This window comes from Fodinicurvata halophila (assembly GCF_042651425.1).
Taxonomy (GTDB): Bacteria; Pseudomonadota; Alphaproteobacteria; order Kiloniellales; family DSM-21159; genus Fodinicurvata; species Fodinicurvata halophila.
The window spans coordinates 112340-128947 of the sequence record NZ_JBHSCW010000007.1 but is presented as its reverse complement, the minus strand read 5'-3'; the positions used below and the strand labels follow the sequence as shown (position 1 = coordinate 128947).

Here is a 16608-nt window from a genome sequence, read left to right as displayed (position 1 = left end):
CCTTAGCCGATCACGATCGTGGTGTCTTCGGCGAATTCATAGGTCGGCACTTCCAGGTTGCGCGGTGCCGGTCCCTTGCGGATTCGTCCGGAGGTATCGTAGTGCGAGCCGTGACAGGGACAGAACCATCCCCCGAAATCTCCCTTGGGATCACTGGAGCTCTGGCCGAGCGGGATACAGCCCAGATGCGTGCAGATCCCGACCATGACTAGCCACTGCGGCTCGATGACACGTTCTGCATCGCGCTGGGGATCGATCAGGTCATCCAGGGGCACCTCTCTGGCCTGCTCGATTTCCTCGGACGTGCGGTGGCGGATGAAGACCGGCTTTCCCTGCCAGGTGATCGTTATGGCCTGACCCTCGCTGATCGGACTGAGATCCACCCGGCTGGTGGCCAGCGCGCGGATGTCCGCTGCCGGATTCAATGAGTCGATCAGTGGCCAGATGGCCGAAGCCGCTCCGACTGCACCAACGGCTCCTGCCGCCAGAAAGAGGAAGTCGCGCCGCGACGTTCCGTCACCGCCGTGCCCGGCTCCGCCTTGCCCGGCATTCGCACTGTCTGCCATATCTCTCCGTATCCCCTCGTCGTTACCGCTCGATGACCGGCCGCAGTCGCTCAGGGGCGACCCCGGTCATATCTACCGAAGGTGAGGACCGAAATAAACCCGCCATACCCCCGATTTGTCACGGTCCTTGCGGCGCATCGCCGCACAGGTACTCTGGTTACCTTGCATGACCGGCTGCATATAGAGGAAATTCCGCCCCAAAGTAAAGTCCACGACGACGGATTTGCGGCGTCGTCCCGACCTGCCGCGCTGGCGGGCGATCCTGTCACCTTCATCCCTTTTCCTGTACTGGGGGAACGGCTTGCCATGCGCCTGGCACTTTATCAACCTGATATTCCTCAGAATACGGGGACACTGTTACGTCTTGCAGCCTGCATGGGCATTGGTGTGGACATCATAGATCCTTGCGGATTCATCTGGGACGATCGGCGCCTGCGGCGCGCCGGCCTGGATTACATCGCCAGCACCCTGGTCACGCGCCACGACGGCTGGACCCGTTTTCAGGATGCCGTTGAAGGCCGGCTGATCCTGCTGACCACAAGCGGCGACACGGGTTATACCGACTTCGCCTTTCGCCCGACGGACACCCTGCTGCTGGGCCGGGAGTCCGCCGGCGTGCCGAACGAGGTGCATGCCGCCGCTGCGGCCCGGCTCGTCATTCCCATGGCGCGGGACCAGCGTTCGTTGAACGTCGCCGTGGCCGGTGCGATGGTGCTGGGCGAAGCCCTGCGCCAGACCGGCGGCTTCCCCTCCACAGAAGGACAGCATTGATGACGGCTTTTCAGGACACCTCCGAAGTCAAGGCACGCAAGGAATCGGCCAGTCGCTGGTTCGCCGAACTGCGCGATCGCATCTGCACCGCCTTCGAGGCGCTGGAGGCCGAACTCGAGGGCGAGAATGCTGAGCGCTTCGCCCACATCCCCCCGGCACGCTTCGAGCGCAAGGCCTGGGACCGCCAGGATGACGACGGGGCGCCCGGCGGTGGCGGGGTCATGTCGCTCATGCGCGGACGCGTCTTCGAGAAGGTGGGCGTGAACGTCTCCACGGTACACGGGAAGTTCCGGCCGGAATTCGCCCAGCAGATCCCGGGCGCCGAGGAGGATCCGCGCTTCTGGGCCAGCGGTATTTCCCTCGTGGCGCACCTGCAGAGTCCGCTGGTCCCCGCCGTCCACATGAACACCCGCCACATCGTGACGACAAAGAGCTGGTTCGGCGGCGGCGCCGATCTCAATCCCATTTATCCTGACGAAACGGATACCGCGGACTTCCACCAGGCCCTGAAGACGGCGTGCGATCGCCACGACCCGGACTACTACCCGCGCTTCAAGGAGTGGGCCGACGAGTATTTCATGATCCCGCATCGCGGCGAATCCCGTGGGGTGGGCGGCATCTTCTTCGACTACCTGGAAAGTGGCGACCACGAGGCCGACTTCGCCTTCACACGCGACATCGGCGAGACCTTCCTGGATATCTACCCGCAGTTGGTCCGCCGCCACATGTACAAGCCCTGGACGGAGGAACAGCGCCAGCACCAGCTGTTCAAGCGCGGCCGCTACGCCGAGTTCAACCTGATCTACGACCGCGGCACGCAGTTCGGCCTCAAGACCGGGGGCAACGTGGAAGCCATCCTGATGTCCCTGCCGCCGCTGGCCGCCTGGCCCTGATCCCGCGCGTCACTCCGCCGATACCTCTGCAGTCTCGGCCGCGCTGGCCCACGGCATCAGGTGGATGCCCTTGGCCAGCAGCGAGACCGAAGCCTGCACTCCGGCCTCGATGCCATTGCGCTGGGCCACGTGCTGCGGCACCGAGAAGTGCAGCGGCAGGTCCGGCGCATGATCCGGATAAAGGGTGAGATGCGCCGTCTGGCCCACCTTGAAGGCGGCCCCGATCACGCCCGGCACCGGATTCTCGTGCTCGCCGCGCGAGGGCCGGTCGCGCCGATGCAGCACGACGAACCCGTCGGGGATGACCCAGTGAACCGGATCGCCGGGAGCCACGCCCTGCGGCACCGTAACCTCCAGGGGCAAACCAGCCCACTTCACCACCCCTTGCCGGCTTCGCCCGTCAAGTTCCCGGACCCGCCCCTCGAAGAGATTGCGCAGTTCCACGAGCCGGGCAACTTCCGGCGAGACCGGTCGGGTGGTCACCTCCTCGGGCGCACCGCTCTGCAGCGTCTGCCCGCGATGCAGCACCACCAGGCGGTCGGCCAGCATAAGCGCTTCGTCCAGGTCGTGGGTCACCAGCACCACGGGCATGTCCAGGGTCTGGCGCAGCTGGGCGATCTCGCGATAGAGCCGTTGCCGCGTGGCCTTGTCCACCGCCGAGAAGGGCTCGTCGAGCAGCAGGGCCTTGGGCTGCCGCGCCAGCGCCCGGGCGACGGCCACGCGCTGTTGCTGTCCGCCGGAGAGTTGCGCGGGATAGCGCGCCTCCAGGCCCGATAGATGGACCATCTCGAGCAGCTCGTGTCCCCTCCGCTCCTGCTCCCTCCGGCCGGCCTTCGGCATGGCCGTCACGACATTGCCGAGCGCTGTCATGTGCGGGAAGAGGGCATAGCTCTGGAACACCATGCCCACGGCCCGACGATGGGCAGGCCGGAAGAGACCGCGCGCGGTTTCCAGCCAGTCTTCGGAATTCACGCGCACCTGCCCGGCGCGGGGGCGGTAGGTGCCGGCGATGGAGCGCAGGATGGTCGACTTGCCGCTGCCCGAAGGTCCCACCAGCGCCAGCACTTCTCCGGCCGCGCAGGCGAAGTCCGCCGCCAGGGGAATCGGCGCCTGCTGCCGCAGCGACACCGTCAGGCCCTTGGCATCCGTCATCCGAGACGCCGCCCGACACGGCGGGAGAAAGCGAAGGTCAGCGCTATGGTCGCCAGCGAGATGGCCAGCAGCAGGGCGGACATCTGGCCGGCGGCGGCATCGTCGAAGGCCTGGACCCGATCATAGATGGCGATGGCGATGGTGCGGGTTTCCCCGGGGATGGAGCCGCCCACCATCAGGACGATGCCGAACTCCCCCAGTGTGTGGGCGAAGCTCAGCACCATGGCGGTCAGGATTCCCGGCCAGGCCAGCGGCAGCTCCACGCGCAGCAGTGCCTTCCAGGGGGACAGGCCGCAACAGGCGGCCGCTTCGCGCACCTCCGCCGGTATGGCCTCGAACCCGCGCTGCATGGGCTGGATGGCAAAGGGCAGGTTGAAGATGATCGAGGCCAGCAACAGGCCTTCGAAGGTGAAGACCAGCTGCTGACCGAAGGCTGCCTGCCAGAGCTGTCCGAGGGGTGAGGCTGCACCGAAGGCCACGAGAAGGTAATAGCCGAAAACCGTGGGCGGCAGCACCAGGGGCAGCGTAACCAGGGCCTCGGCCAGCCCCTTGCCGCGGAACTCACGATAGGCCAGCCAGCGCCCCAGCAGGATGCCGATGGGCAGCAGGAAGACGATCGTGAAGAGCGCCAGCCGCAGGGAAAGCCCGAACGCCGTCCAGTCCATGGGTTCTAGTTCCTTCTCCGCCCCGCGTATGTGCGAGTGTCGCTCATTGGCTCAGCGATTCTCCCGGTAGCAGGAAACCATGACGCCGAAAGACGGCGCGCGCCTCCTGGCGCTGGAAATAGGCATAGAACCGTTCAGCCGTCGCGCCGGCCTCTTTCAGCAGTATCATGCGCTGGCGCAAGGGGCTGTGCCAGTCCTCGGGGACGAGAGCGTGGGAACTGCGCTGCGACAGCTTGGGGGAGACCGCCAGGGAATAGGCGACAAGCCCGCCTTCCGCGTTGCCGGATGCGGCAAACTGGGCGGCCTGGCTGATGTTCTCTCCGAGCACCAGCTTCGATTCGATGTCGTCCCACAGGCCCCTGTGCTCGAGCGCCTCCTTGGCCCGCAGGCCATAGGGGGCATGTTCCGGATTGGCGATGGCAAAGCGGCGGATCCGGCCTTCGTCCAAGGCCGCCTCCAGGTCCTCGAGACGACCGTCGGCCTTAAGGGAGGAACCTCTCGGAACCACCAGCGCCAGGCGGCCCACCGCATAGAGCACGCCCTCATCCCGGGCGTGGCCGTCGCGCACCAGCTCCAGGGCATAGTCCTCGTCGGCCGACAGGAAGATCGCGAAGCCCGCGCCCTGCCTGATCTGGCGCGCAAGATTGCCGGAGGATCCGAAGGACAGGCGCACCCTTTCGCCGGTCTTCTCTGCAAAGTCCTCCACAATCTCGTTGAGCGCGAACTGCAGATTCGATGCCGCCGCAATGACCGGCTGGTCCTGACTCCGCGCCGGGCCGACCGCCAGGACAACAGCCAGCACCAGCCAGGCGAGGCCGTCCCGCAGGCCGCGGACGCGGAATGCACGAACCATGAGTTGGAGCCTCCTCTCGTTATGTCTGAGTGAACATATCGGGCAGGCCATTCCCGGGTCAAAGGCTATTTCTCGCCTGTCTGCTGTATCAGTTCGCCGCGCAGGGTTTCCATTTCCTCCGAGATGGCCGCGTTGGTCAGCGACTCCATGCGTCGATAGCAGGCCAGGACACGTTCGCCGGTCGCGCTCAGGCTGGCCCCGCCTCTGGCCTTGCCGCCACGGTGCGTCTCCACCAGCGGCCTTTGGAAGCATGCGTTCATGGTTTCCACCAGATGCCAGGCACGCCTGTAGCTCATGCCCATCCTGCGGCCAGCAGCGGCAATGGAGCCGGTGTCGCGGATGGCCTCCAGGATATCCGCCTTGCCGGGACCTATGGCCACATCGGGCTCCAGCACGATGCGCAGCCGGGCGCCGGTCGTCTTGTTCCCTGCCTTCATGCCGGCACTCCTCGGCCGGAGCCGGCCGTTGCGCAAGGACCGAGCCTCATCGCCGGTCTCTCGCATCCTGGCGCTGCTGGCGAAAGCGGGCCAGAAGCGCCTCGCGGTCGGGCCTGCGGTCCTGCTGCAGCCACCAGTCCTCCAGCTCCCGCAGTGCCGCGCCCAGCTCGGGACCGCGCTTCATGCCCTCGGCCAGCAGGTCCGCGCCATCGATCGGCAAGGGAATCTCCTGCCAGTTCCGCGCGGTTGCCAGCGTTTCCTTGGGCAGAGTCCCTCCCGTTCTGGCCGCCGCCAGGCCCAACTGGGCAATCACAAGGTCACGTCCACGCTCGTGGAGCGCTCGCTGCAAGGTCCAGTCTGCCGGTGGCAGTTCGCTGAAGGCTTCGGGCCGGCAGAACTCCCGCAGCTGCCGGGTCTCGGCGCGTGACAGCCGCAGGCGATCGGCCGTCTGCTGCGCGGCCTCGGGCGCGGCAGGCAGCATGGCAGCAAGCCTCAGCAAGGGCGAACTCTCGGGCAACACCGCGCGCAAGCGGGCCAGGGGCTCTACCGCCAGGGGAACCGGCAACAGGTGAAGAAGGATGCCCTTCTCGGCCATCAGCGAAAGGGTCTCTTCCGGCTCCGGTGCCGCCAGCAGCTTCAGCAGCTCCACCCGGATGCGCTCGCCCGAGAGCGTGGCCAGCTGGGGCGCGGCCTCCGCCGTGGCGCGCAGCGCCGGCTCCTCCGGGCGGCCGCGTCCGTAATGGGCCAGGAAGCGATAGAAGCGCAGCAGTCGCAGGTAATCCTCGGCAATGCGCTCGGCAGGACTCCCGATGAAGCGGATCCGGCCGGCCTCAAGGTCCTCCAGTCCACCGAAGTAGTCATAGAGCCATCCCTCCGGATCGCAGGACAGGGCATTCATCGTCAGATCGCGCCGCGCCGCATCGGCCCGCCAGCAGTCGGTGAAGGCAACCACCGCGCGCCGCCCGTCGGTCTCCACGTCCTCGCGCAGCGTGGTGATCTCGAAGGGCTGTCCTTGGCAGACGGCCATCACCGTGCCGTGCGAGAGGCCGGTGGGTATGACCTTCAGTCGGGCGGCTTCCAGGAACTCCATGACTTGCTCGGGCGGTACGGGGGTGGCCAGGTCGATATCGCTCAGCGGCCGGCCGAGCAGTGCATCACGCACGCAGCCCCCGACATAGCGCACCTCTGCGCCGCCGGCCTGCAGGGCCGCGATCACGTGCTCTGCGGCCGCCGGATCGCCAGATTGTGGGGGTGTGATCCGCCGTACGGCGGCCTCTGTCTCGCCCATGAAATCCCCGAATGTCTCCTTGCGCCGAGTGCCGTCGGGACGATAAAGGGATCGTCAGGCCGGCGCCAGCAGCTCGCAGAAATTCCTCAGCATGCCGGCGGTCGCACCCCAGATATAGCGTTCGCCGTAGGGATAGACATAGAAGTACTGGTTGCGGCCCTGCAGTTCGCGACATTCCATGCGGCAGTTCCGCTCGTTCAGGATGAAGGAAAGAGGAACCTCGAAGATCTCGACCACCTCGGCCGGATCGGGATTCAGTTCCAGCGGTGGCTCCAGGGCGCCGACGAAGGGCGTGATCTCGAAGCCCGTGCGCGTGATATAGGTTTCCATCTGCCCCAGGGGCCGCATCTGGCTGCGCGGCAGGCCGATTTCCTCCTCGGTCTCGCGCAGGGCGCAGGCCAGGGGTCCATTGTCGCGCATCTCCAGCCGGCCGCCGGGAAAGGAGATCTGGCCGGCGTGGCTGGTCAGGTGGTCCGCCCGCTGTGTCAGCAGGATGGTCAGGCCCGTGGGTCGTTCCACCAGCGGCACCAGTACGGAGGCCGCGCGCAACTCCAGCGAAGGATCGTAGAAATCCAGCTCGGGATTCAGCTCGTGATCCCCGCGCCGGACATCTCCGCGCCGGACCTGCGAAGATCCCGGCGCACGCGCATGGCCGTCAGAGTGCCCGCCTCTGTCGCTCAAGGGAGCGCAATGCTGCAGATGCCGCGCGATGGTCTTCAGGTCGAGGTTGTCTGCCCTGCGTTTTCCAGGGGAAAGAAGGTGTTCTTGCTCCATATCCCCAGTATTTCCTCCCCATTGTGGTGTCCGGGCACGGCCAGTTCGACCAGATGATAGAAGACGGACCGGGCCAGTCGCGCCTCCAGATTGTTGCGTACCGTTATATAGGGGCGCGGTTCGCCGGTTTCAGGGTCCTGCTCGACGCGCAGAGGGTGTTCGCTGTCCAGTTCCACCCAGTCGCCGACGTTGGTGCGGAACTTAAGGACGCGCGTCTGTCCTTCCCCTTCCTCCTGGATTTCCTCGGCGATAAAGGGGGCATCCTCGACTTCGATACGCCCGCGCTCCACGGGGGTCACCAGCCAATAGGTCCCGTCATCTTCTCGCCGCAAAACGGTGGAAAAGAGTTTGACCAGTTGCATGCGCCCGATCGGTGTCCCCCGGTAGAACCAGGTGCCGTCGCGAGCGATGCGCATGTCGAAATCGCCGCAGGAGGGAAAGTCCTCCGCGGTCGGTTGAGGTGACTCGCCAGCCTCCTGCTGTCCGTCTATGCTTGAAGCTGCCGGGCTTTCGTTCGAGGTCATGGCCTTGTACCACTCCATCAGATTCGCCAGAACAGGAGTTGCGGAAACCGTGATGACAAACACCGCTTCCCAGACCGACGCCGAGGCCGAGCAGATCGCCGCCGAGATCGACTCCCTGGGCGAACGTCTGCAGAGCCTGCGTTCTGCCGTCGGTCAGGTTATATTTGGGCAGCAGGCCGTCATCGATCAAACTCTTATTTCCCTGCTGGCCGGCGGCCACGTCCTGCTGGTAGGCGTGCCGGGCCTTGCCAAGACCCGGCTGGTCGAGACCCTGGGCCGTGTTTTCGGCCTCGACGACCGCCGCATCCAGTGCACGCCCGACCTGATGCCGGCCGACATTGTCGGCTCCGAGGTGCTGGACCAACTGGCCGACGGAAGCCGCAGTTTCCGTTTCGTGCCCGGTCCCATCTTCGCCCAGGTCCTGATGGCCGACGAAATCAACCGGGCCAGCCCGCGCACCCAGTCGGCCCTGCTGCAGGCCATGCAGGAACAGAGAGTCACGGTCGGCGGGCAGTCCTATGACCTGCCGCAGCCCTTCCACGTCCTGGCCACCCAGAACCCCCTGGAGCAGGAGGGGACCTATCCGCTGCCGGAAGCCCAGCTCGACCGCTTCTTCATGGAGGTCGACGTGGCCTATCCCGACCTGGAGTCCGAGCGGCAGATGCTGCTGGCCACGACGGGTGCGGAGCAGGCGGAAGCTCCGCGAGTCTTTGACGCCGAGGAATTGATCGCAGCCCAGCGGCTGGTCCGACGGATTCCCGTCGGGGAAAAGGTGGTCGAGGCGATTCTCTCCCTGGTCCGTGAGGGCCGGCCGGAGAGCACCGGCCTGGAGGACGTGCGCCGTCATGTTGCCTGGGGTCCGGGGCCGCGTGCCAGTCAGGCCCTGATGCTTGCGGTGCGCGCGCGGGCCTTGCTGGACGGCCGCCTGGCCCCTTCGCTCGATGATGTGGTGGACCTGGCCGCGCCGGTGCTGCGACACCGCATGGCGCTCAATTTCGCGGCCCGTGCGGAAGGCATCGGCGTGGAGGACATCGTCGAGCAGCTCTGCGCCCCGCACGCCTGAGGACAAAGGACCATGGCCGCCCTGCCTGGAAGATCCGGATCTGCGGTCGCCTCGTTGCGGCAGGGTGCTGAACGTCTGGCCGGCCCCCTGCCGGCACTGCAGGTTGCCGCCGAGCGGGTTGCCGCGACCGTCGCCCAGGGTCTGCACGGACGCCGGCGCACGGGGCAGGGTGAAGCCTTCTGGCAGTTCCGGCCCTACGAAACCGGCGATCGCCTGCAGCAGATCGACTGGCGCCAGAGCGCCAAGGGCGACCGCCTCTACGTACGCGAACAGGAATGGGAAGCGGCCCAGTCGCTCTGGCTCTGGTCCGATCCTTCGGGCTCCATGGACTGGAGTTCGCAGGCACGTCGCCTGCCCACGAAGAAACAGCGGGCCGAGCTGCTCGCCATGGCGCTCGCCTGTCTTCTCCTGAAGGCCGGCGAGCGTGTGGCCCTGCTGGACTCGCCCAGGCCTCCGGCCACCGGCCGGTCAGCTCTCGCACGTCTCTGTCTGGAGCTGGAGGCCCGCCACAATACGGCCGGCGGAACGCCGATAGCCGACCTGCCACATGATCCCCGGGTTCCGCGCCATGCCCGCCTGGTGCTCCTTGGCGATTTCCTGAATGCAGACGACGAGGTCTATGACCGTCTGCGCCGCTATGCCGAGAACGGGGTCCAGGGCCACCTGGTACAGGTCCTCGATCCGGCGGAACTGGCCTTCCCCTATCAGGGTCGCGTGCGGTTCCGCGGCCTGGAGGGCGAACCTTCCTGGCTGGTCAACCGCAGCGAAAGCCTGCGCGAGGATTACCTGCAAACCCTGGAGATTCGGCGGGGCCGTCTGGCGGAGGCGGCTCGGGCCCTGGGCTGGAGCTATACGCTTCATGTCACCGAGCACCCGGCGGAGGGGCAGTTGCTCCAACTCCACCAACTGCTCGCCAATGGCCCGCGCATGGGGAGCCGCTGATGCTGACCTACGGCGTCATCGCCTTTGCCAGCCCCTGGCTGCTGCTGGCCCTTCTGGCCCTGCCGTTCTTCTGGTGGCTGATGCGCGTCACCCCGCCGGCGCCAAGACACCAGACCTTCCCGGCGATCGGCCTGCTGCTGGGCCTGAAGCCTGCGGAGCAGACTCCGGCCCGCACCCCCTGGTGGCTTCTTGCCCTGCGGTTCCTGCTGGCCACCCTGGTCATCCTGGCACTCTCGCAACCGCTCCTGAATCCCCAGCCCGCCGCCCGCAATGACGGTGCCTACCTGATCGTGCTCGACAACGGCTGGTCGGCCGCCCGCAACTGGCAGGAAACCCGCGCCACGGCCCAGCAGCTGCTGACACGGGCCGAGCGCGAGAACCGCAGCGTCTACCTGGCAACCACAGCCGATCCCGAGGCGACCGCCCCCGGCACCACGGCCAATGCCCTGGAACCGCTGGATGTGGAAACGGCCCGGCAGAGACTGGGGGTGATCGAACCGCGTCCCTGGCCGGCCCGGCACGACGCCCTTGCCGCCCAGCTCGAGGACTTCCCCCGGGATGTGGCCGTCGTGCCCTTCTGGCTGAGCGACGGTGTTCTCTCCGAGGAAGCCGACAGCGCGAAGGCGGAACACCTGGGCGAGACACTCGATCGGCTGGGCGAGCTCACCGTCTATCGACCGGAACGCGAAAGCCTGCCACACCTGCTGCAGCCGCCGCACGACGACGGCCGACGCCTGCAGATTGCCGTACAGCGCCTGGTCGCAGGCTACGAAGAAACGCTCACCCTCTTGGCCCACGACACGCAGGGCCAGGTTCTGGACCGCGTCCCCGTGGATTTCCCGGCAGACAGCCGGGAAACGCGCGTGGAGCTCGACCTGCCGCTGGCGCTGCGCAACAGGATCGAACGCCTCAGCCTGGACGGCGAGGCGGGCGCCAACAGCGTGGCGCTCAGCGACGAACGCTGGCGTCGGCGGCCCGTGGGACTCCTCACTCCCGCGGAGACTGAACGCCGCCAGCCGCTGCTCAGCGACAGTTATTATCTCTCCCGAGCGCTCAGCCCTTTCACCGAAGTCACGCAGGGCACGCTGGAACAACTCCTGGAAACGCCCCAGGCCATGATCGCGCTGCCGGACCGCAATCTGAGCGACGAGGAAGCGCGCCGGCTGGACGGCTGGATCGAAGAGGGCGGCCTGCTGCTGCGGTTCGCCGGGCCACGCCTGGCGGAGACCGAGTCCCGCCAGCTGCTGCCCGTCGAGCTGCGACGGGGCGGACGGACCTTGGGCGGCACCCTGACCTGGGACCAGCCGATCCCGCTGGACAGCTTTCCCGAGGACACTCCGCTGGAAGGCCTGGAGGTGCCCGAGGAGGTGACGATCTCCAGCCAGGTTCTGGCGCGCCCGAACCTGGACCTGAGCGAAAAGACCTGGGCCCGTCTGCAGGACGGCACGCCCTTGATCACGGCAGAGCAGCGCGGCAATGGCTGGCTGGTGCTCGTGCACACCTCCGCCGGGCCGGACTGGAGCAACCTGCCGCTGTCCGGCCTCTACGTGGAGATCCTGCGCCGGCTCGTGGCCACCTCAGCCGGCGTGGGCGGGCAGGGGGAGGGGCCGCTTTCCCCCTGGCGAGTCCTGGACGGCTTCGGTGCCCTGCAGGATCCCGCCCCCGAGATTCGCCCGCTGCCGCAGGAGCGGGAGAACGCGGAGATCGGCCCCCGTCAGCCCCCCGGCTATTACGGCAGCGAGATGGCACGCCAGGCACTCAATCTCGCGCCCGCGCTGACCTCAGCCGCCGTCATGCCGCCGCTCGGCGACTACGGGGAGCAGCGTTCCTATGACAGCGGCCAGGAACGCCCGCTCCTGCCCTGGCTGCTGGCCGCGGCCCTGGGCCTGGCCCTGCTGGATCTGCTGATCTCCCTGGGAATGCGCGGCCTGCTGCCTGCCAGGCCTGCCCTCCGGCGCGGCACGGCCGTGCTGTCGTTCGCTCTTGTGGCGAGCCTGGCCCTGACAGACGCAGCGCGGGCCCAAAGCGGCCAGCCTGACCGCGCGGAAAGCCGCGCCATGCAGGCCAGCCTGGAAACGACGCTGGCTTTCGTGCAAACCGGCAATCCCCAGGTCGATGAACGCAGTCGTGCAGGGCTCACCGGCCTCGGCCGCATTCTGACCCGCCGAACCACCATCGAACCGGGACCCCCAATGGGCGTTCGACCAGGCGAGGATGAGCTGGCCTTCTTTCCGCTGCTCTACTGGCCGATCACCGAGCAGCAGCCCACGCCAGACCGCGCGGCGCGGCGCGCGTTGCAGGACTACCTTGATCGCGGCGGCACCCTGCTGCTGGATCTGGGCGAAGGTCGCACCAGCCGGCTGGATGGGAACAACCGGCTGCAGGAACTGTTGAGGGGTATCGAGATTCCCCGCCTCATTCCCGTACCCTCCGATCACGTCCTGACCCGGGCGTTCTACCTGCTGCAGGAGTTTCCCGGCCGCTACGAGGGGGAAACCCTGTGGGTGGAGGACACCGAGGAAACCCGTAACGACGGGGTGTCCACCGTGATCGTCGGCAGTCACGACTGGGCCTCGGCCTGGGCCGTGGACGAAACCGGCACGCCGCTCGCCGCAGTGGTGCCCGGCGGCGAACGGCAGCGCGAGATGGCCTATCGCTTCGGCGTCAATCTCGTGATGTATGCCCTGACCGGCAACTACAAGGCCGACCAGGTGCATGTGCCCTACATCCTGGAACGGCTGGGGCAATAACCATGCTGGGATCGCTCTCGCTGACGTTCAGCCCCCTTGTTCCGCTCTGGCTGCTGGCCGGTGCGGCCGTGCTCTCCCTGGTCCTGCTGGCTTTCGGCCTTCTGGCGCGCGCCTCTGGACTGGCCCTGCGCGCCCTGGTCCTGGCCACGCTTCTGCTGGCGCTCGCCAACCCCGCGGCGGTCCGGGAACAGCGCGAGACGCGCGAGGATGTTGCCCTGGTGGTCACTGACCGCAGTCCCAGCCAGACGCGCATCGACCCCCGCTCCGCCCAGACGGATCAGGCGCTGGCACAACTGGACGACCACCTGGAGCGACTGGAGAACACCCAGGTCCGGCGTCTCGAAAGCCGGGGACAGGGGGGTGCTGGCAGTGCTTCGGGCACACGGCTGTTCGGGGATATTTCCACCAGCCTGTCGGATATCGGGCGCGAGCGTGTCTCCGCCGTCTTCCTGATCAGCGACGGCCGCGTCCACGATGCGCCCGAGCGCCTGGAGAACCTGGGCATCGACGCCCCGGTCCATCACATCATGACCGGCAAAGACGAGGAGCGCGATCGCCGCATCACCGTCGAGGAGATCCCGAGCTTTGCCCTGGTGGATCAGGCGGAGCGCCTGCGCTTCCGCGTGGATGACCTGGGCGGCGTCCAGGGCAACGGGCGCGCCGAGGTCACACTCTCCCTGAATGGCGAGACGGTGGAACGAATGGAGGTGCCTGTGGGGGAGACGCACGAGGTTCCCTTCACGCTGGAGCGCCGGGGCGCCTCGGTGCTCGAGCTGGAGGTCGCCGCGGCGGAGGAGGAGCTGACCGAGCTCAACAATCGCGTGGCCACCACCGTCAACGGCGTGCGCGATCGGCTGCGTGTGCTGCTGGTCTCCGGCGAGCCGCATCCCGGCGGCCGGGCCTGGCGCAATATTCTGAAGTCCGATCCCTCCGTCGACCTGGTGCACTTCACCATCCTGAGGCCGCCGGAAAAACAGGACGGAACCCCCATCGACGAGCTCTCCCTCATCGCCTTTCCCACGCGCGAGCTCTTCGAGGTCAAGCTGCCGGAGTTCGACCTTATCGTCTTCGACCGCTACCAACGCCGCGGCGTACTGCCCACGGCCTACTACAACAACATAACCGACTATGTGGAAAACGGCGGGGCTCTGCTGGATGTCTCCGGGCCGGACTACGCCTCGCCCCTTTCGCTCTGGCGCACGGGCCTGCGCCGGGTCCTGCCCGCCGCGCCCACCGGCGAGGTGTTCGAGGAGCCCTACCATCCGCAGCTGACCGAAACCGGCGAACGCCATCCCGTGACCGGTCGCTTGTCGCAACAGGCTCCTCGGGACGATTCGGATCAGCCGAGATGGGGCGAATGGTTCCGATTGATCGAAACCGAGCCGAACGGGGCAGATGTCCTGATGTCAGGAACGCGCGACAGTCCCCTGCTGCTGCTCTCGCGCCAGGGCGAAGGGCGTGTCGCGCAGCTGGCCAGCGACCAGATCTGGCTCTGGGGCCGCGGCTACGACGGTGGGGGCCCGCAACGCGAACTGGTGCGCCGCATCGCCCACTGGCTGATGAAGGAGCCCGATCTGGAGGAAGAGGATCTGCTGGCCCAAACGCGTGAGGATCGCCTGCAGATCACGCGCCGCTCGCTCGCCGAGGAAACCGGGCCCGTAGAAGTTACCTTCCCGGACGGCAGCACACGCTCGGTCCCCCTGGAGGCCACCGATCCCGGACGCTTCGAGGCCGAAATCGCCATCGAGCAACAAGGGCTCTACCGGATCGAGCAGGGCGACCTGCGGGCGCTGGCGGCGCTGGGCGCGATCAACGCGAAGGAATTCGAGGATCCGCGCGCCACGGCAGAGCTCCTGACCCCGCTGCGCGAAGACAGCGGCGGTGGACTGACGGCCCTGCACGAAGCAGAGGTGCCGAGCTTGCGCAAAGTCGCCATGGGGCGCGACCGGCACGGCTCCGGCTGGGCCGGCGTGGTGGAGCGCGACAGCTACCGCGTCACCGGCGTCGAGCGCACGCCGCTGCTGCCCGGCTTGCTGCTCCTGCTGCTGATCCTGGGCGGGCTCGTCGCCGCCTGGTACCGCGAGGGACGCTAACGCCTCTCAACTCTCGGCTGCGACCCCCGTGGGCAGCGGACAGCTGACACCGGTGCCGTCCACGCCGCAGTAGCCGTTGGGATTCTTCGCCAGGTACTGTTGGTGATAGTCCTCGGCGAAGTAGAACGGCCCGGCTTCGCGGATTTCCGTGGTGATGGGCCCGAAGCCGCGGGCGCTGAGCGCCTCCTGATAGACCTTGGCCGAGGCTTCGGCCTCTTGGCGCTGCTCCTCGCTGGTGACGTAGATCGCGCTACGGTACTGGCTGCCCACGTCGTTGCCCTGGCGCAGGCCCTGCGTGGGGTCATGCTCTTCCCAGAAGACCTTCAGGAGGTCGCGGTAGCTGACCTGATTGGGGTCGTATACCACGCGGACCGCCTCGGTATGGCCGGTGCCGCCGGAGCAGACCTCCTCGTAGGTGGGATTGGGCGTGGCACCGCCGGCATAGCCGACGGCAGTCACGTAGACGCCGGGAATCTGCCAGAACAGGCGCTCGACGCCCCAGAAGCAGCCCATGCCGAAGACGGCCGTTTCCAGTCCCTCCGGATAGGGCGGCGCCAGGGGCCGGCCATTCACGAAGTGATTGCCGGGCTCGAAAAGCGGCGCGTCGCGGCCAGGCAGCTCACTGCCGGGCGTAGGCATTTCTGCGGTGCGTTTCATGAAAAACATGGAGAAACCTTCATCTCACAGCCATCCATTGGGAAGTCCCTGGAATATAGGCTCTGGCTACGGGGATTTCATCGGCTTCCGGCGTTTCGGAAGAAAGATCCCCCGAATCCCGATCCTCTTGGATAGCCGCAGGAGGCGCATTTGAACATGCTTCAATCCATGGCCGATAGGGGCACAGCCTCCGGATTTGTGCCGCCCCGGACTACCTTCCCGCACGACGCGCTCCGGCGGCTTCACGAGCTCTGGCAGGACAAACGGGCCGGACATCCCTTGCCCGCCTGGGCGGACATCGACGTGCTGGAGCTGGAGCCCTGGCTGGGGCACCTGATCCTGGCCGACGTGCAGCGTGTAGAGGAAGATTACGACTTCCGTTATCGCGTCTACGGTACGGCATTGGCCGGCTGGTTCGGCCGCGACCTGACCGGGAAGGCCAGCGGCGACCTGCCGGATAACCTGCGCCGGCGCAGCGAGGCCGGCTACCGGTCCGCCTGCCGCAAGGCGCAGCCGGAGATGGTCTGTCAGCCTTGCACAACAAGAGAGACCCGCTGCCAGCTGGCCAAGCTTATCCTGCCCCTCGGCCCTTCAGGTCCCCGGCCAGGTCTCGAGGTCAAGCATCTTCTGATCGCCGCCTATCTGGTCTGATCTCCGGAGCGGAAGACAAGACGCGACAATACACCGTCCAGGGACAGCGGTCCCGGCCCCCGCACCACGACCAGCAGCAGCAGGAACATCCAGAAGTAATGGACCGGGTTGGCGATGTTGTTCTCCAGCCCCTGCGGCGTCTGGCCGACGACGAACTGGATCACACAGGTCATGATCAGCAACCCTACAGCCGATATCCGTCCCGCAAGGCCTGCCATGAACAGCACCGACAGGCCCAACTCGCCGGCGGTCGTCAGAGGCGCGGCCAGCGCGGGCGGCAGGCCGGGGACGGGATGGATCTGGTCGAACAGGAAGCTCTGGCTGCCCCAGTTGGTGATGCGCGCCCAGCCGGCATTGAAGAAGATCAGGCCGATCCAGATGCGCGCCCCGAGCAGCAATAGCGGCATGCCCAGGAACTCCAGCTGCCCCGTCACCCTGTGCCAGAGCGGCGCCCATCTGTTCAGGAGGGCACTGCCCGGCATCGTTCCGCGCTCCAGTGAACTGTCCATGATTCCCTTCTCCTTTTGCT

The 16608-nt window shown here is 66.9% G+C and carries 17 protein-coding genes; 7 read left to right on the top strand and 10 right to left on the bottom strand.

What is annotated here, in order from left to right:
* Nucleotides 1-2: 2 nt before the first annotated feature.
* On the bottom strand, nucleotides 3-566 hold the full coding sequence (gene petA, locus ACFOW6_RS12890) for a ubiquinol-cytochrome c reductase iron-sulfur subunit (protein WP_382422791.1): 564 nt from the start codon (nucleotides 564-566) through the stop codon (nucleotides 3-5).
* 306 nt (nucleotides 567-872) lie between these two features.
* On the opposite strand from petA, the gene ACFOW6_RS12885 reads away from it, so the two are divergent.
* Nucleotides 873-1337, top strand: coding sequence for a tRNA (cytidine(34)-2'-O)-methyltransferase (locus tag ACFOW6_RS12885; RefSeq protein WP_382422790.1), 465 nt, complete (start codon nucleotides 873-875; stop codon nucleotides 1335-1337).
* Nucleotides 1337-2230 carry an oxygen-dependent coproporphyrinogen oxidase gene (hemF, locus tag ACFOW6_RS12880; RefSeq protein WP_382422789.1) on the top strand — a complete coding sequence of 298 codons (894 nt, stop codon included), beginning with the start codon at nucleotides 1337-1339 and terminating at the stop codon, nucleotides 2228-2230. The genes ACFOW6_RS12885 and hemF overlap by 1 nt, the downstream gene beginning before the upstream one ends.
* A 9-nt stretch (nucleotides 2231-2239) precedes the next feature.
* Here hemF and ACFOW6_RS12875 read toward each other — a convergent pair whose 3' ends face one another.
* From ACFOW6_RS12875 to ACFOW6_RS12845, 7 genes are all read right to left on the bottom strand, one after another.
* Nucleotides 2240-3382 carry an ABC transporter ATP-binding protein gene (locus tag ACFOW6_RS12875; RefSeq protein WP_382422788.1) on the bottom strand — a complete coding sequence of 381 codons (1143 nt, stop codon included), beginning with the start codon at nucleotides 3380-3382 and terminating at the stop codon, nucleotides 2240-2242.
* Nucleotides 3379-4047 (bottom strand): molybdate ABC transporter permease subunit, encoded by a 669-nt coding sequence (gene modB / locus ACFOW6_RS12870; RefSeq protein ID WP_382422787.1) that lies wholly within the window; start codon nucleotides 4045-4047, stop codon nucleotides 3379-3381. Before modB ends, ACFOW6_RS12875 begins: the two co-directional genes overlap by 4 nt.
* A gap of 43 nt (nucleotides 4048-4090) precedes the next feature.
* A complete protein-coding gene (modA, locus tag ACFOW6_RS12865) occupies nucleotides 4091-4900 on the bottom strand; it encodes a molybdate ABC transporter substrate-binding protein (RefSeq protein WP_382422786.1) in 810 nt (269 codons plus the stop codon).
* A gap of 65 nt (nucleotides 4901-4965) precedes the next feature.
* Nucleotides 4966-5337: a winged helix-turn-helix domain-containing protein gene (locus ACFOW6_RS12860; RefSeq protein WP_382422785.1), complete on the bottom strand. Its 372-nt coding sequence runs from the start codon at nucleotides 5335-5337 to the stop codon at nucleotides 4966-4968.
* A gap of 46 nt (nucleotides 5338-5383) precedes the next feature.
* Nucleotides 5384-6625 (bottom strand): CCA tRNA nucleotidyltransferase, encoded by a 1242-nt coding sequence (locus tag ACFOW6_RS12855; RefSeq protein WP_382422784.1) that lies wholly within the window; start codon nucleotides 6623-6625, stop codon nucleotides 5384-5386.
* A 54-nt stretch (nucleotides 6626-6679) separates the two neighbouring features.
* Entirely contained in the window at nucleotides 6680-7399 is a 720-nt protein-coding gene (locus ACFOW6_RS12850; RefSeq protein ID WP_382422783.1) for a CoA pyrophosphatase, read from the bottom strand.
* Nucleotides 7342-7941 (bottom strand): DUF1285 domain-containing protein, encoded by a 600-nt coding sequence (locus tag ACFOW6_RS12845; protein WP_382422782.1) that lies wholly within the window; start codon nucleotides 7939-7941, stop codon nucleotides 7342-7344. The genes ACFOW6_RS12850 and ACFOW6_RS12845 overlap by 58 nt, the downstream gene beginning before the upstream one ends.
* A 34-nt stretch (nucleotides 7942-7975) precedes the next feature.
* Between ACFOW6_RS12845 and ACFOW6_RS12840 the strand changes: the two genes are divergently transcribed.
* From ACFOW6_RS12840 to ACFOW6_RS12825, 4 genes are read left to right on the top strand one after another with little or no spacing between them, the layout of a single operon-like run.
* On the top strand, nucleotides 7976-8986 hold the full coding sequence (locus tag ACFOW6_RS12840) for an AAA family ATPase (RefSeq protein ID WP_382422781.1): 1011 nt from the start codon (nucleotides 7976-7978) through the stop codon (nucleotides 8984-8986).
* Between the two features lie 12 nt (nucleotides 8987-8998).
* On the top strand, nucleotides 8999-9928 hold the full coding sequence (locus ACFOW6_RS12835) for a DUF58 domain-containing protein (RefSeq protein ID WP_382422780.1): 930 nt from the start codon (nucleotides 8999-9001) through the stop codon (nucleotides 9926-9928).
* On the top strand, nucleotides 9928-12678 hold the full coding sequence (locus ACFOW6_RS12830) for a DUF4159 domain-containing protein (protein ID WP_382422779.1): 2751 nt from the start codon (nucleotides 9928-9930) through the stop codon (nucleotides 12676-12678). Before ACFOW6_RS12835 ends, ACFOW6_RS12830 begins: the two co-directional genes overlap by 1 nt.
* 2 nt (nucleotides 12679-12680) lie before the next feature.
* Nucleotides 12681-14771: a hypothetical protein gene (locus tag ACFOW6_RS12825; RefSeq protein WP_382422778.1), complete on the top strand. Its 2091-nt coding sequence runs from the start codon at nucleotides 12681-12683 to the stop codon at nucleotides 14769-14771.
* A 6-nt stretch (nucleotides 14772-14777) separates the two neighbouring features.
* Here ACFOW6_RS12825 and msrA read toward each other — a convergent pair whose 3' ends face one another.
* Nucleotides 14778-15428: a peptide-methionine (S)-S-oxide reductase MsrA gene (gene msrA / locus ACFOW6_RS12820; protein ID WP_449267364.1), complete on the bottom strand. Its 651-nt coding sequence runs from the start codon at nucleotides 15426-15428 to the stop codon at nucleotides 14778-14780.
* A 156-nt stretch (nucleotides 15429-15584) separates the two neighbouring features.
* Here msrA and ACFOW6_RS12815 point away from each other — a divergent pair, with 156 nt between their 5' ends.
* On the top strand, nucleotides 15585-16079 hold the full coding sequence (locus ACFOW6_RS12815; RefSeq protein WP_382422776.1) for a PAS domain-containing protein: 495 nt from the start codon (nucleotides 15585-15587) through the stop codon (nucleotides 16077-16079).
* On the opposite strand, the gene ACFOW6_RS12810 is transcribed toward ACFOW6_RS12815, so the two are convergent.
* Complete coding sequence (locus ACFOW6_RS12810) at nucleotides 16067-16588, bottom strand: DoxX family protein (RefSeq protein WP_382422775.1); 522 nt, start codon at nucleotides 16586-16588, stop codon at nucleotides 16067-16069. The genes ACFOW6_RS12815 and ACFOW6_RS12810 overlap by 13 nt on opposite strands.
* Nucleotides 16589-16608: the final 20 nt, after the last annotated feature.